This window comes from Paenibacillus sp. Z3-2 (assembly GCF_054161325.1).
Genome location: NZ_CP096397.1, coordinates 3,034,184 through 3,048,983, shown reverse-complemented (window position 1 = coordinate 3,048,983; position 14,800 = coordinate 3,034,184). Strand labels below are relative to the sequence as shown.

The window sequence follows — 14,800 nt, the reverse complement described above, 5'->3', positions numbered from 1 at the left end:
GAGATCAGATTGGATTTAGCTTTCCTTTTCACAGAACGCTCCTCCTTTATTTTTTCCCTTTCACATAATCCGCATCAAACAGGAACAGTTTGAAGACCAGAATAAGAGAAGGAATTAACAGGCACAGACCACCGATAAACACAACGACGAGTGCGAAGCCCATTGCAGGTGATGTGGCGCTACTCTGAATGGTGATGTATGGATCAAGAATGTAAGGATATTGCCCAATCCCGTAAGCGAAAAAGGCTGTGAAAAATTGCAGCATGATGCATATAAAAGCTAAACCGTAACGGCGTCCGTTATATAACAGCCACATGGCAACCATGAAAAATGCGACAGAGAGCGCCAGCAGCCACCATAAATCCATCATGTTTTGAAAATGACGCTCATTGTGTTGACCCAAATATATAAATGCAGTAAGCGCGAGAATAATGGTCGGTGTGCTCCAGAACAAAGCATAGTTCCGCATCAGCTTCAATGCCGAATGATCCTCTGCCCGAGAAGCGTAAAATGTTAGAAATGACCCGCTAATGAACAATACGGATACGATGGCCAGTCCAACGATGCTCCATGATAACGGGTTGGTAAATAACGCCCAGTAATCCAGGGAAACGGTATCTCCCTGCTTCAAAATAAAGCCACCTTCAGACAATGTCAGTGCCACAGACAACGACGCTGGAATAAGCAACCCGGTAGCACCGTATAAAAACAGATATACGATGTTATTTTTGGAACCATAGTTCTCAAAGGCGTAGAATGAACCACGAATGGCAAGTAAAATGACAGCAATACTTCCCGGAACCAGCAGCGCGGAGCCATAATAATAAGCGGTATCCGGGAAAAACCCGACGATGCCAATATAGAAAAAGACAAAAAATACATTGGTGATCTCCCAGACTGGTGATAAATAACGGGAGATCAGACGATTAATCAGGTGATCCTGCTTCGTCAGGCGTGCATAAAAGGCGAAGAAACCTGCTCCAAAATCAATGGAAGCTACAATAAGATAGCCGTACAAGAACAGCCAGAGTACCGATATACCAATCAATTCATAACTCATCAGGCCTGATCCCCTTTCTTGGCTGATTGATCATGCTTCTCTTTCAACCATTTCTCCATCTCAAGGTCAGCAGGATTGTTATTGAACAAACGTCTCAATACGAGAACACAGATGACGCCGAGCACGATGTATAGAAGCAAGAAGACGAAAAATAAAATTCTTACACTCGGTGAAGAAGTAGCGGCCTCTTCTACTCGCATATAACCTCGGATGATCCATGGCTGCCGCCCGATCTCTGCATAGAACCAGCCCATCTCAACGGCCAGAAAAGCAAGCGGTGCACTCAGTGCAATGATACGCAGCATCCACTTGTTCAGTTGGTTGCGCTTCTTCCAGAACACAAAGAGGAAATACAGGGATGAGATCGCGAGCAGAGCGAAACCAATTCCAGCCATTAGATCGAACAAATAATGCACAAGTAAGGGTGGATGCTCATCTGGTGGAAATTCGTTCAGTCCGGTTACCTCGGCGTTAAAATCTCCAAAGGCGAGGAAGCTAAGCACCTTCGGCAAATGTAGTGCGCCTATAATTTCATGTTCAGCATTCAGCCATCCCAATAAAATCAAATCCGCGCCGCTTTCCGTCTCGAAATGCCACTCGGCAGCTGCGAGTTTCTCTGGCTGGTGCTCAGCCAAAAACTTGGCAGATACATCTCCAGCTAAGGAATTTAATAAACTGAATACCAGCACAACGGCCATCATGAGGTTCAGGCCTTTCTTGTGATAGGCCGACACCCCTTTTCTCAGCATCGCAAAGGCTGCTACTCCTGCTAACAGAGCAGCTCCTGTCAGATAAGCCGAGCTTAAGACATGGAATACTTTGGAGAATGTCGCCGTATTCAACATCGCTTGCACGGGGTTCACTGCCATGAATTGGCCTGCTTCCATGACAAAGCCCTCAGGCTGGTTCATGAATCCGTTCACTGTAGTAATAAAAACAGCAGACATACCTGCCCCGGCGACAATCGGAATGGTCAGCAACCAGTGGATATAAGGATTTTTGAACCGATCCCACGTATACAGGTAAATGCCCAGGAAGATGGCTTCAAAAAAGAACGCGAATACTTCCATAAATAGTGGCAGTGCAATGACATTCCCGGCCAGCTTCATAAAATTCGGCCATACCAGGGCCAATTGCAGCGATATCGCTGTGCCTGTCACGACACCAACCGCGACAGAAATAACAAACCCTCGTGACCACCTCTTCGCCATAAGTATGTAATGGTGATCTTTCTTCCGAATACCGATGAACTCTGCAATAGCGATCATCAAGGGTACACCGACACCCAGCGTTGCAAAAATAACGTGGAACCCGAGCGTCAAACCGGTCACCAGCCTGCTCCATAACACCGTATCAATAGCCATTTCGTTATACTGCCTCCCTTCAAACTCTGTTCAAATTTTGTAACATTCAATATCAGCTTCGTCCAATCTCAATGCAAAGTTGCGAAAAATTTCACAAAGTTAGGTATGACGATATCTTGCCACACCTTTAATGCGTTTACTCCTGTTGGTCTCCCGATTATAGCAAGAGTTGGATGCCTATTAAAATCTGATATTGATGCACTCAAAGTACTAATCAAGCCTATTAATCAAAATTATTATATCTTTATTTTTTGCTAATTCAATCCATGACACGTGTTCTACCCTAAACGTTCAAGAAAGGATCAACTCTTTCTGACAACTTGGTGAAAAACAAAAAATACACCCAATGGAGCTATTGATTCATTGGGTGTAAACGTGCTATTGCACTTCACTTTTCCCCTTCGCAATTACAGCAGTTTTCTGTATATTTTTATGTCTACTCCAGACTCCGTTGGATAACCTTCTCCAACAAGTGTCTCACGGTTCAAAAAGGATAAGGCTTTGCTGTCCGTAATCATTTTGGGGGACGTGCGAAATAAGGCCGTTTTGAGATTTTTATCAATATTTCCGTTATTTTCGATATAGATTTTGCAGGAATGCCCTGTGTTGTCGGTTCCTTGGAGCATATATCTTGCCGATAGCGTATGCGGTTCCCCATTCTTCCCAATGATCTGAGTATCCACTCCTCCACCCAGCACGATTCCTTCAAAGTACTTTCCGGTTACGCTGCCTGAAAAAGTAATCATCACCACCGAATGTTCTTCGCTATTCTGTAATTCAAATGTGTTCTCGATATCTACATGTACCGTGAACAATTCTTCTAAATTCACCCTTTCCCACCTCCATATGAAGTCAATTATAACTCCATTCATTAGACTGCTTCACTAAAAAAACATTTACAGATCTCCTTCGAACCCATTAAAATGGGTTACATATTGTAAAGGTTAACATGATGTAAATGAAGGGGATTATGACGTACTATGAGTACATTACCAAAATCAGTTCGCTTTCCACTGTTCATTCTGATGTTAAATCTGTTTATCGCTTTATTGGGGCAAGGGATGCTCATCCCCATATTACCGGAATATTTGAAGCTTTTTCATGCGGGAGGCACAGTAGCAGGATTTTTAGTTGCAGCCTTCGGTGCCGCTCAATTCTTCTTTTCACCTCTGGGGGGACAATTGTCTGATCGATTTGGACGCAAAAAGTTGATCATGGCCGGAATGTTTCTGTCTGTCATTTCAGATATCATATTTGCGCTGTCGACGTCATTGCCGTTCCTCTATGTCGCACGGTTTATCGGTGGAATCAGTCTCGGTTTAATGGTTCCTGCCAACCTCGCATATGTCGCGGATATTACAACGCCAGAGACACGTGCGAAAGGCATGGGCTATTTCGGCGCAGCTATGAACTTGGGGATGGTTCTCGGACCTGGTCTGGGCGGTCTCATTGCCGAGATGGGCATTCGCATGCCCTATTTCTTCGCAGCGGGTCTGGGATTGATTGCGGCACTAATGACGCTGCTATTGCCTGAGACACTTCCCCCCGAGAAAAGAACTGTCTCCATCCGTCTTCAAAAAGGAGATCACTTGGGCAAGAAGATCTGGAGTTCTTTTAAAGTCCCCTATTTCAAATACTTGATTGTGTTGCTCGTCATGACCTTTGGCCTCATGAGTTATGAGACGGTATTCGCTCTTTTTGCAGAGCAAAAATACGGATTCAACGCTGCGACGATCTCCATCATTATTACCTTGGGTGCGATTATCGGTATCGTTGTGCAAATCTGGCTTTTGGATTGGTTCGTACAGAGAATCGGTGAAGTTAAGCTGATCCGTCTCTCCTTAATAATCACACCTATAGCTTTATTGTTAATGTTAATTAAGGTCAACCTTGTGTTTCTGTTGTTCGCTTCTGCGTTATTCTTTGCCTTTAATTCGTTTTTGCGGCCTTCGGTCAGCACGTTAATATCCAAGAATGCAGGAGATCGGCAAGGTTATGCATCGGGTCTGAACACCACATTCTCCAGTCTCGGAACGGTAATTGGTCCGCTGATCGCAGGGCTATTGTTTGACAAAAACATAAACTTCCCGTATATTTTTGGTGCAATTATGCTGCTCGCTTCTCTCGGACTGACCTTGAACGCATTTCGTTCGAAGAAAGGACAACGGTATACAAGTGAATGAAAACTGGCATCAACAATTGAGAAATAAACATCGTGATGATTTGATTGAAGCAGGTAAGGAACTTTTTTTGAAATATGGATTGCTCCAGGTGAAGATTAAGGATGTGTGCACTAAAGCTGAACTTAGCAGAGTGACCTTCTACAAACATTTTCAGTCTATGGATGAGCTTCTTCTAGCCATTCAGATGCAACTGATTGAACATTTAACAGATGAGGTTAGTCGTATATCAACGAAGGACATGAACGGGCGAGAACAACTCACGGTCATGTTGAATGCATGGGTTGTGTTTGCCCAGGATCATCCAGACTACATCCGATTTATTCAATTATTTGATATCAACTATGAGATGTATGATTTTAGTCCTGAATTAAGAGAACAGTACGAACGATTCAACCAGCAAGGGAAAGAAGACCATTTTCTCTTGCATGCTTTAACTACAGGCGTTGCTGACGGCAGTATCAAGAATCCGTCCCCTCCACTCGAGCTTGCTCAATTCATCTTCACAACAATGATGGGTATGCTACAGAGGATCGTTAAGATCGATCCGTCGAAATCCAATGCAATGGATACGCGGATCAGGGAGCAGTTTGTGAAGATGCTGCTTCATTTTGTCTGTAGCGAGGAAATATCCGAGTGAGGTTAGCATCTATGTACATGGATCAGTGAAATCAATAATTGAAATAAAAAACGGATCCCGTATATGGAATCCGTTTTTTTCTTCATTTATTTATCATTTAATCCGTTTGTACGGGTAACTTTCCTTCAGGCTTCAGTTGGCCAAGCAATACTTTGATCCCGGCAGACGTATTCGGCTCCTGCTTTCCATACACAGCAATCCCAGAGCGCACGTCCTTCAAATAGATCGTTTCGTAAGGGTTACCGAGTGACAACAGCGTGTATCGCTGATTACTCTTGTTCATCATATTAATCAAGGTTTGATAATCGCTCCATCCAAACTGGCTGGCCACATTACGGAATTGGTAAGAAGCTAGAATGACGTAATTGGCTTTGCTAATTGCCTGAAGCATTTCATTCGTTTTGCCTTGTCCAACAAGTGATATTTCCGTCTTTAACGACAGGTTATTAGCGGCTTGCAACAGTTGCTTCTCAAGCTGTTTTGCCTGTTCCTGCTCGGCTGCGACAATAACAACCCGGTCGCCTTGCTTAATTGGATCAGGAAGCACACCTTCGCGGCTATTGAGTACAGTGACTGCTCGCTCAGCGATTGTCCGTTCCACTGCTCGATGCTCCTTCGATCCGATGATACCATTAAGCTGAGCTAGCTTGTGTGAAAGCGACTCGCTGCGTTCAAACAAACCATATTTCGATTTCATCTCCAATATTCTCTTCACGGATGCATGTATGGTTTCATCCGCGATAATTCCATTGTTCACCGCGTTCACCAGCGATTGATGAGCGGTTGCTGAATCTTTCGGCATAAGGATGATATCAACTCCTGCGGAAACGGCGCGTTCTACCGATTTATTCTCCCCAAAATGCTCCGCAATTGCATTCATGGTAAAAGCATCCGAAATGATAAGACCTTCATATCCCAGCTCTCCGCGAAGCAGTCCGGTCAGTACCTTTTTCGATAAGGTAGCCGGGATCGGCACAGGTTCTCCGTCTTTGAGCGAAGTGACATGCTCGTTATCTATGGCAGGGAAAGCAATATGCGCGGTCATAATCATCTCTACCCCATTTTCAATCGCAGCCCGAAACGGTTTCAATTCTACCGCATCAAGCCGCTCGCGATTATGAGTTAGTACCGGCATTCCGAGATGGGAGTCTACCTTCGTATCTCCGTGCCCCGGAAAATGCTTAACTGCCGCCATCACCCCGGATTGCTGTAAGCCCTGTATTGTTGCGAGACCAAGTCCGGACACCAAATCTGCATTTGAGCCAAATGATCGGATGCCAATGATGGGATTGTCTGGATTGCTGTTGATGTCAAGCACCGGAGCAAAGTTGATCTGCAGCCCCAGTGCCTTCAGTTCCTCCCCTGTCAGCTGACCGGCCGCTTCGGCCAGTGCTGTGTCTCCGGTTGCACCAAGTGCCATTTGACCCGGCAGATTCGTCCCACCTGGAATGCGCTTAATCACGCCTCCTTCTTGGTCGATGCTAAGAAATAGAGGAATGTCGCCGGCTTCCCTTTGCAGATGGTGTGTAAAGGTTGTAAGCTGTTTCACGTCTACAATATTTTTATCGAAAAGAATGAGTCCGCCCAAGTCTTGATCATGGATAGTGCGTTTCAATCCATCATTAACGGTCGTCGTCGCTTTACCGTTCCATTGCCTAATATCAGGCATAAGCATCTGGCCGACTTGCTCGCTTACCGTCATATAGGATATCAGTTTGTCCCAATCTTGTGTACGAATGGCGCCTTCACGTTCGAAACGAATCACTCGCGCCATAAATACGGCATATTCAGCTCGCGTGACAGATTGATTTGGACGAAAAGTAGCATCCGAATAACCGCCGACCAAACCATTGGAACTCATGATAAGAATGGGTGCTGCTGCCCAATGCATATCCGTATCTGTCCATCTTGCGGGTTCATTACCTTCCGCTAGTGAATATGCGCGTGTAAGGAACGCCGCAGTCTCTGCGCGGCTAAGCGGCGCATCCGGCCGGAAGGTCCCGTTAGGGAAACCACTCGCAAGTCCATTTTTAGCTGCTATTGCGATCTCTCGATGGAAGGGGTGTGTAGTTGGGACATCCGCATATATCGTGCCTTCTACTTCTTTTTGAAGCTGATCTGGATATAGCTCCCGAACCATAAAAGTGACGGCTTGTGCCCTCGTCACCTGTGCCTCAGGCTTGAATATTCTGTTGCCATATCCCGCTACTGTTCCACGCTTCGCCATGTACTCAATGCCATCCTCAGCCCATTTGGAGTGCTGCAGATCGACAAAACGTTCTTCCGCAGCTGCACTCGCCGCCCCTATAAGCATGGAGCCGAGAACACCACCTATAATCGTCATCCATTTTACATGCATTTGTTTCACTCCTGTTGTATTCTATGGATGAATAGACGCTGCTACGATATCGTTTGTTGCGCTTTTTTTGAGTATTAATATAACTATGAAAAGTATAGCTTGCTGGATTAGGTAACTTTTTATGCCCTACTCCAGTCGTATCCTTTCAATTCAATTATTGAATTGGGGCCAGGAAAGGTCAATTCTATCTTTTGGTTCTGATAGGATACGGTTACTCTTGATTCTGCAATAGAGCGAATTCTGGTATTTAACAGACGACCATTTTCCCATTCCAGATCTATTTCAAATCCGCCACGAGCCCGAATACCATGAATATATCCTTTTGGCCATGCTGCCGGCAAAGCAGGTAACAATCTGACTACTCCGTTATGGCTCTGGAGAAGCATCTCTGCTATGCCTGCAGTACCTCCAAAGTTCCCGTCAATTTGAAATGGAGGATGGTCACAGAACAGATTGGGTAACGTGGAGGAACGTAGAAGTTCCACGATGTTATCGTGTGCAAGTTCCGATTCCTCTAATCGTGCCCACATGTTGAGAATCCACGCCCTGCTCCATCCTGTGTGTCCACCACCGTGTTCCAATCTTCTGTCGAGTGTTACGTGAGCTGCCTTAGCCAGTTCAGGCGTAGATTGCAACGTAATTTGCGTTCCAGGATGCAAAGCGAATAAATGGGAAATATGTCTGTGACCAGGTTCCGATTCATCATAATCGTTACTCCACTCTTGGATCTGACCATGTTTTCCAATGCAGGTCTCCGGTATTTTGGTCAAAGCACTACGGAGTACTTCTCCGAATTCATCATCTTCTTGCAAGATCCGGGTACTTTCAATGCAACGTGTGAAGAGTTCTCTAATAATCTGATTGTCCATTGAAGCCCCAAAACATAAAGCCCCCGACTCTCCATTTTCTAATATATAGCGATTTTCCGGTGAGGACGAAGGACATATCACCCAATTGCCGGAAGGATCCTCTATTAGATAATCCAGAATAAACATAGCCGCATCCTTCATCGTGGAGTAAACTTTTTTGAGAAACTCAACATCCTTATTGTATTCGTAGTGGTCCCACAGATGTAATGAGAGCCATGCTCCTCCCATGGTCCAAAACGTCGATGTCATGCATACATCCTGCGGAGCAGCGTCTGCCCAGATATCCGAATTGTGATGAGCAACGAACCCCTTGCATCCATACATCATGCTAGCGGTTTCCTTTCCTCGGACTTGCAGTCGATCTATAAAATCAAACAATGGAACGTGACATTCAGACAGATTGCAGCTTTCTGCAGGCCAGTAGTTCATCTGTGTATTAATATTAATTGTATATTTGCTATCCCATATAGGGAGCATGTCTTTATTCCATATCCCTTGAAGATTTGCCGGTAAAGAACCTGGTCGGCTGCTTGAGATAAGCAGATAGCGACCAAATTGAAAGTATAGACTCATCAGTTCCGGATCATGCTTACCAGCTCTAAGCCGTTCAAGGCGCTGATCGATTGGAAGTTCGGAACATATAACATCTTTATTTTCATCTTCGAGATGTATATCCATCTTTTTGAATAAGGACTGATAGTCCGAGACATGACCCGCCAGCAGTTCGCTATATGGCTTCGCTGAAGCAGCCTCAATTCTGCGGAGGCACTCCGCTTCAAGTTGTCCCTTGGGTACTCGGAAATCCGTGCAAGCCGAGATTAGAATTGTTGCTGAATTACCATTCTTCAGAGAAAGCTGACCGCTTGAATAGTGAACCTGTCCTCCTTCAGATATAAGGCGAATCGCGCAAAAAAATCGAATTCCTTCTTCTCCCCCACTTCTTCCTCGGATAATCAAATTATTCGTTCCATACTTCTCGATTCGGTCCAGATAGGATTGGAAACCAACAGGATGCTTAAGAATATCGGAATATCGTGTTGATTCCAGGACAGTTCCCCTGCCAAAAATAGTGGAGAAAGATAACTGTCCAGGCACGCTAGAGTTGAGATGAACAACGAGTACTTGATCCGGGTAGCTGGCAAAATAATCACGGCTGTATATGGATTGATCTGCCATATAATTCACGTTTACCTTGCCTTGTTCCAGATCGAGATGTCTTTGATATTCATTCGGTTCTTGTTCACTATGATCCATAGCGATGTACAAATCCCCTAATGGCTCATAATGTCTTTGCCCGTCAGGAACACCTACCAGAGTAACTGCTGCGAGTTCTTCTGCTTCACTAATCTTGCCGTCAAAAATCAGGCTTCTGATCTGAGATAAAGATTCAAGTGCTTGAGGATTATTCCGCTGCATCGGACCACCATACCACAGACTATCTTCATTAAGCTGAATTCTTTCGAGCTGTGTTTTCCCAAAAATCATGCCTCCAAGAGTTCCATTTCCGATAGGTAATGCCTCTTCCCATGTTCCAGCAGGTTGATTAAACCAGATGTTTTTGGTCTTCACGTTAAACCCTCCAACGAATTATAATTCCTCAAATTTTTGGTGTGTAGTATGTTCCGTTTGTATGTTGTTTCAGTGTACTGTAATCTCATGAACATCTAAATGAACAAAATTAACTTGAATTATCACAATCCTATCCCAGCATTAGAGGTATTTAATCGTAAATTCCGAAACTGCCAGTACAAGTTCTTGTTCTGTTTAAGGAAGTAAAGGTATTGGCAAATAAAAAAAGCCGCTATAATAGCGACTCTGTCTCGTTCATTTCATTTAGTTATCTTGAAACTTGGCTCAAGTTAAAGGATATTTCGTTCCATTTGTTGCATTAATTGCCTCAATATCAGCCGATCTTCCGAAGAAATGGATTGAAGTAATTTCTCTTGCTGCTCTCTCCATTTATGCTCAACCGGTTTTTCTAATTCTTTGCCCTTATCGGTTAGAAAGATACGCATGATTCTTGCATCTTGTACATCACGTTTACGATATATAAATCCGTTCTGCTCCAGTGATTTGACCATGTTCGTAACCGTTGGTGGTTCGCATTTCATATGTTCACTTAATTGCATCTGTGTTACCCCATCACCCAACCACAACCGATACAACAAATTATCTTGTCCTACATAGAGATTAAGTTCCCGAAGAGATTCACTATAATTTCGACGCATTTGGGAGGAAATTCGATCTAAGGACTGTCGAATATCACAATCTACTGCATCTGTCATGAACGATCCCTCCCTAGCATCCGAATTATTTAGCAGACTAAATGTATCATGGAGAGATATAGGTGTCAATTCACCTTAGTGTCGTCCTTAAGAGTTATTTTTTGGCAAAACCTTGCTTGTTCAAATAGGGCATCATTTGCGGCTGAATACTTCTCTCGAGGTGATCCTGGATATGGTCACTCCATCCTTTTACTTTTTTTACGGTGAAAGGAGCTCTCGTCGGACGATTTTCATAATACTTCAGCATGGTCTCATCATAGATTGTTAATTTCTCTTGATCCATTGGTTGGTATTGATTATCAAGCAATACCATGGATTGAGGGAGCCGTGGTTTCAGTTCCGGCTTATCTCCAGCTGGATTACCGATACATAAACCCACCAGAGGGATAACATATTTAGGTAAATTCAATACGTCAGATAGTTCGCTAATATTGGCTCTGACCCCACCAATGAACACCCCGCCAAGTCCCATCGATTCGGCCGCGGTTAACGCATTTTGTGCCATCAGGCCGGCATCGAATGAACCAATCAACAGAAATTCAATATATTCAATATCCACATCCGGAGCGATTTCATGATTTCGGTTGAAATCTGCACAGAAGATCCAGAATTCTGCCGCTTCTTCAATATAGGGTTGATCGACACACAGATGTCTGACTTTTTTTCGAAGAACTGGATCTGTGATGCGAATAATGGATACAGCCTGCAGAAGACTGAACGATGAAGTTTGATTCGCTGCCTGAAAGATTGCATCTCGTTGTTCCGCAGTCAGAGGTTGAGATGTGTAAGAACGATACGATGTATGGTTATGAAGCAATTCGAGTGTGTTATTCATAAAAGCCCTCTCCTCTATCTATTGGTTATTTCATTTTCCCGCATTCCATATTCATAAGGAACACCCATATTCTCGCGTAGTGTTTTCCCTTCATACTCTCTATGAAACAGACCGCGTTCCTGCAAAATGGGGACAACCATGGTGACAAAATCGGCAACTCCGTCAAAAGATATATCCGGTACCACTGAGAATCCATCACATGCACCTGCCAAAAACCATTCTTCCAAGAAATCAGCAACTTGTACGGGGGTACCCGCAACCACTGGGTGATAGTTAATAACGCCATGGGCCAGAACCTCGCGAATCGTTAATCCTTCTAAAAGTAACTTCAAAGCCCTTGCGGAACGGGGGTCCATTGGGTTGGCATATGCATTTTTCAACAAGTTTGGTGCTAATGGTTTATCAATATCTACCGAGTTTACCGAGAGCGGTATACCGATCATGGAACCAAGGTAACTTACCCGATTGGGTATCTCCTCAGGATTAAAACTCATGAGCTGTTTTCGACGTTCCAACGCTTCTTCTTCCGTAGCAGCCAGAGAAAACATAAAACCTGCAAACATTTTAATATCATCCGGGTTTCGACCGAAACGAATAGCACTTTGTTGAATGGCTTGTCTGTGCTCACGAGCGGACTCTATGTCATATGGATTAGCATACACACCTGAAGCGTATTTCCCCGCCAACTCAAGTCCCTCACTTCCTCCTCCAGCTTGGAAAATAACCGGCTGTCCTTGCTCGGATGGAGGAATCGGCAGAGGACCACGAGATGCGTAATATTGACCTTGAAGGTTAATAGGTCGGATTTTGTTCATATCCGCAAATTCCCCTCCCTCCACATCTAACGTCCAAGCATCTGATTCCCAACTTCCCCATAAGGACTGAACAATCTGAATGTTTTCATGTGCTCTGTCGTAGCGTTCCTGGCGACTTGCTACCCGTGCCCCAAAGTTTGCCGCTGCTACAGGATCGGATGTGGTAACCGCATTCCATCCCACACGTCCATGACTGATTACATCCAGTGCTTTGAACTGACGTGCAATGTTGTAGGGATAATTAAATGTCGTAGATAGCGTAGCAACTAGTCCAATGTGCGTGGTCTCTCTAGCTACTGCCATCAGTGCCAGCATCGGATCCATAGGGAACATAGGTGTCTGAGGACCTAAGTTAACGGTTAGTGCTGGTGTATCAGCGATGAAAATCATATGAAATTTCCCTTTTTCGGCCAATTTGGCTCGTTCCACATAACTATCCGTGTTCGTATAAGCACCGGGATCTGTCCCCGGCATTCTCCACGCACTGAATTCTGCTCCATATCCCGAAACCATCTGTAGTGCCAGTTGCATCTCACTTCTTTTACTCATAACGTTTTTCTCCTTGAAGATTATAGATATTGACGTTCACCGCTCTGTGCTGATTTTTCGACAGCATCAAGTAACTGATGAAGTTTTACCGCATCCGCGAAATTAGGTGTCAAGGATGTCCCCTCTTGGATATCTTGGGCGAACTTACGATAAGCTTGAGCTATATTTAGAACAAATCCGGAGTCGGTTTTAAGTGAATCAGGAACATCGTAATAGGAATCGGGAATACTTAGTTCACGAAGTTCGTTGTCCATTGTTCCTGCACCGCGTAATTGGTGTGATCCGAATTGAATGGATGCAGGTGCACTCAGCACGATCGTTCCTTTGTCTCCGAAAATTTCTAGCGTTAGTCCAGTCTGATGTTTAACTCCACCTTGAATATGAACGCTGGCTGCTGCCCCATTAGTCAATTTTCCTGTAATCATGATTTGATCATCCGTCGTCTTCTTGATGACTTTCTGAATATCTACCAATTTAACTTCTGGAAACTGTTGAGCTGTGGTGGCAGACAATTCTGTAAAGTCCCCAAGCATGTAAGTGAAGGCATCCAGATTATGTCCCCCTACAATGGTCAGCAAATTCCCTCCAACTTTCCGATCAAACAAGTACGCAGTCGACTTGTCACCAACGCCACCCATGCCATCTATAGAGATCTTCAGGTTGGCAGACAACACATTCCCAACATAGCCCTCTGCCAACAAATCTTTCACATACTGAATTGCTGGTGCTTGTCTGGCCTGAAGTCCAATCGCATTTGGCAATTGAGCAGAGGATACCCATTCCTGCATTTCAAGCGCTTCCTCTGTATTAGAACCCAGGGGCCATTCACAATAGATTGGTTTGCCAGCGGGAGCGATGGCTTTGACTGCATTATAATGCTCCCTAACGTTAATGCTAACAACCACCATATCAACATCGGTATGATGAGCCAACTCCTCGATGTTATCAAATCCGTGATCTGCGCGGAAAGCTTCTGCGCTCTCCTTTGCACTTGCCATATTACTTGTTCCCACTGCGGTAAGCTCATACTCATCCAGGTGCTCAATTGCTGGAATATGTGTGCCACTTGCCCATCCGTTATTAATTGAAGCTCCTATGATTCCTGTACGAATTTTTTTACTCATTATTAAACATCTCCCTTGTTATAATTTGCGGTATGATCAAATATCAGTTTGTCTTCAACCATGTATATCTAAACAACGCATCCCTATTTCCTTCTACTTGCTGTATGCCCTTATCAGTCACTCCTTTCTATGATATATTTATTTAGCTTGCTAACTATAGAATCAAGATATTATTATTATTCTTTCACATTCTAGGTAAACTAAAATTGTTTTGGTGTTGACACCATCATAGGTGTATTCGTTTTGTTTGCAAAGAGGGCAATTTAAATGAACATAGTACATCTTTTTGTACCTTTGGATCAGGAGTGATATCAATGAGAGTATGCAACGAAGGATTTGATCAAGAGTTTATAGATGGAAAAAGTGACATGTACGCCATAGCTTTTACTCAGAATGTCCTTTCCGGGCGTTGGAAATATTTTATTTTATGGTATCTAAAAGACGAAACACGTCGATATACGGATATCAAAAAGTTCCTTGGAGATCTGTCTCAAGGCTCTCTCACGAAGCAGCTTAAAGAGTTGGAGAATGATGGCGTTATTCAACGTGATGTATATCCGGAAGTTCCTCCACGGGTCGAGTATTCATTAACAGTCAAGGGAATGAAGTTACTTCCGATCCTTGAAAAGATGGCGGATTTCGGTAACGAATACGGTGAGACAACGGAAGCTTAGAATAAAACGTCAACATCCGCCGTATTCAATAATATTGGTTTTAATT

Annotated in this window: 12 protein-coding genes; 3 read left to right on the top strand and 9 right to left on the bottom strand. The window is 44.0% G+C overall.

The window, feature by feature from the left end:
- Positions 1 to 46: 46 nt before the first annotated feature.
- From M1D71_RS13690 to M1D71_RS13680, 3 genes are all read right to left on the bottom strand, one after another.
- Complete coding sequence (locus M1D71_RS13690; protein WP_458126910.1) at positions 47 to 1,060, bottom strand: cytochrome d ubiquinol oxidase subunit II; 1,014 nt, start codon at positions 1,058 to 1,060, stop codon at positions 47 to 49.
- Entirely contained in the window at positions 1,060 to 2,424 is a 1,365-nt protein-coding gene (locus M1D71_RS13685; protein WP_458126909.1) for a cytochrome ubiquinol oxidase subunit I, read from the bottom strand. The genes M1D71_RS13690 and M1D71_RS13685 overlap by 1 nt, the downstream gene beginning before the upstream one ends.
- A gap of 407 nt (positions 2,425 to 2,831) precedes the next feature.
- Positions 2,832 to 3,254, bottom strand: a complete 423-nt coding sequence (locus M1D71_RS13680; protein WP_458126908.1) for a DUF3237 domain-containing protein — start codon at positions 3,252 to 3,254, stop codon at positions 2,832 to 2,834.
- 150 nt (positions 3,255 to 3,404) lie between these two features.
- Between M1D71_RS13680 and M1D71_RS13675 the strand changes: the two genes are divergently transcribed.
- Positions 3,405 to 4,607, top strand: coding sequence for an MFS transporter (locus tag M1D71_RS13675; protein WP_458126907.1), 1,203 nt, complete (start codon positions 3,405 to 3,407; stop codon positions 4,605 to 4,607).
- A complete protein-coding gene (locus tag M1D71_RS13670; RefSeq protein ID WP_458126906.1) occupies positions 4,600 to 5,244 on the top strand; it encodes a TetR/AcrR family transcriptional regulator in 645 nt (214 codons plus the stop codon). The genes M1D71_RS13675 and M1D71_RS13670 overlap by 8 nt, the downstream gene beginning before the upstream one ends.
- A 97-nt stretch (positions 5,245 to 5,341) precedes the next feature.
- On the opposite strand, the gene M1D71_RS13665 is transcribed toward M1D71_RS13670, so the two are convergent.
- The 6 genes from M1D71_RS13665 to M1D71_RS13640 form a co-directional block, all read right to left on the bottom strand.
- Positions 5,342 to 7,603, bottom strand: a complete 2,262-nt coding sequence (locus M1D71_RS13665) for a glycoside hydrolase family 3 N-terminal domain-containing protein (protein ID WP_458126905.1) — start codon at positions 7,601 to 7,603, stop codon at positions 5,342 to 5,344.
- Positions 7,604 to 7,722: 119 nt separating this feature from the next.
- The gene (locus M1D71_RS13660) at positions 7,723 to 10,041 is read right to left on the bottom strand and encodes a glycoside hydrolase family 95 protein (protein WP_458126904.1); all 2,319 of its coding nucleotides are present in this window, start codon (positions 10,039 to 10,041) and stop codon (positions 7,723 to 7,725) included.
- A 290-nt stretch (positions 10,042 to 10,331) separates the two neighbouring features.
- Positions 10,332 to 10,757 carry a MarR family winged helix-turn-helix transcriptional regulator gene (locus tag M1D71_RS13655; protein ID WP_458126903.1) on the bottom strand — a complete coding sequence of 142 codons (426 nt, stop codon included), beginning with the start codon at positions 10,755 to 10,757 and terminating at the stop codon, positions 10,332 to 10,334.
- Between the two features lie 94 nt (positions 10,758 to 10,851).
- Positions 10,852 to 11,592 (bottom strand): oxygen-insensitive NADPH nitroreductase, encoded by a 741-nt coding sequence (gene nfsA / locus M1D71_RS13650; RefSeq protein ID WP_458126902.1) that lies wholly within the window; start codon positions 11,590 to 11,592, stop codon positions 10,852 to 10,854.
- A gap of 14 nt (positions 11,593 to 11,606) precedes the next feature.
- The gene (locus tag M1D71_RS13645; protein ID WP_458126901.1) at positions 11,607 to 12,956 is read right to left on the bottom strand and encodes an NtaA/DmoA family FMN-dependent monooxygenase; all 1,350 of its coding nucleotides are present in this window, start codon (positions 12,954 to 12,956) and stop codon (positions 11,607 to 11,609) included.
- A gap of 20 nt (positions 12,957 to 12,976) precedes the next feature.
- Positions 12,977 to 14,080 carry a Gfo/Idh/MocA family protein gene (locus tag M1D71_RS13640; RefSeq protein ID WP_458126900.1) on the bottom strand — a complete coding sequence of 368 codons (1,104 nt, stop codon included), beginning with the start codon at positions 14,078 to 14,080 and terminating at the stop codon, positions 12,977 to 12,979.
- 314 nt (positions 14,081 to 14,394) lie between these two features.
- On the opposite strand from M1D71_RS13640, the gene M1D71_RS13635 reads away from it, so the two are divergent.
- Positions 14,395 to 14,754, top strand: coding sequence for a winged helix-turn-helix transcriptional regulator (locus M1D71_RS13635; RefSeq protein WP_458126899.1), 360 nt, complete (start codon positions 14,395 to 14,397; stop codon positions 14,752 to 14,754).
- Positions 14,755 to 14,800: the final 46 nt, after the last annotated feature.

Coding starts and splice junctions, on each gene's coding strand:
- M1D71_RS13685 (WP_458126909.1), bottom strand. CDS start 2,424: ATGGCTATTGATACGGTGTTATGGAGCAGGCTGGTGACCGGTTTGACG.
- M1D71_RS13640 (WP_458126900.1), bottom strand. CDS start 14,080: ATGAGTAAAAAAATTCGTACAGGAATCATAGGAGCTTCAATTAATAAC.
- M1D71_RS13665 (WP_458126905.1), bottom strand. CDS start 7,603: ATGCATGTAAAATGGATGACGATTATAGGTGGTGTTCTCGGCTCCATG.
- M1D71_RS13675 (WP_458126907.1), top strand. CDS start 3,405: ATGAGTACATTACCAAAATCAGTTCGCTTTCCACTGTTCATTCTGATG.
- M1D71_RS13655 (WP_458126903.1), bottom strand. CDS start 10,757: ATGACAGATGCAGTAGATTGTGATATTCGACAGTCCTTAGATCGAATT.
- M1D71_RS13635 (WP_458126899.1), top strand. CDS start 14,395: ATGAGAGTATGCAACGAAGGATTTGATCAAGAGTTTATAGATGGAAAA.
- M1D71_RS13690 (WP_458126910.1), bottom strand. CDS start 1,060: ATGAGTTATGAATTGATTGGTATATCGGTACTCTGGCTGTTCTTGTAC.
- nfsA (WP_458126902.1), bottom strand. CDS start 11,592: ATGAATAACACACTCGAATTGCTTCATAACCATACATCGTATCGTTCT.
- M1D71_RS13645 (WP_458126901.1), bottom strand. CDS start 12,956: ATGAGTAAAAGAAGTGAGATGCAACTGGCACTACAGATGGTTTCGGGA.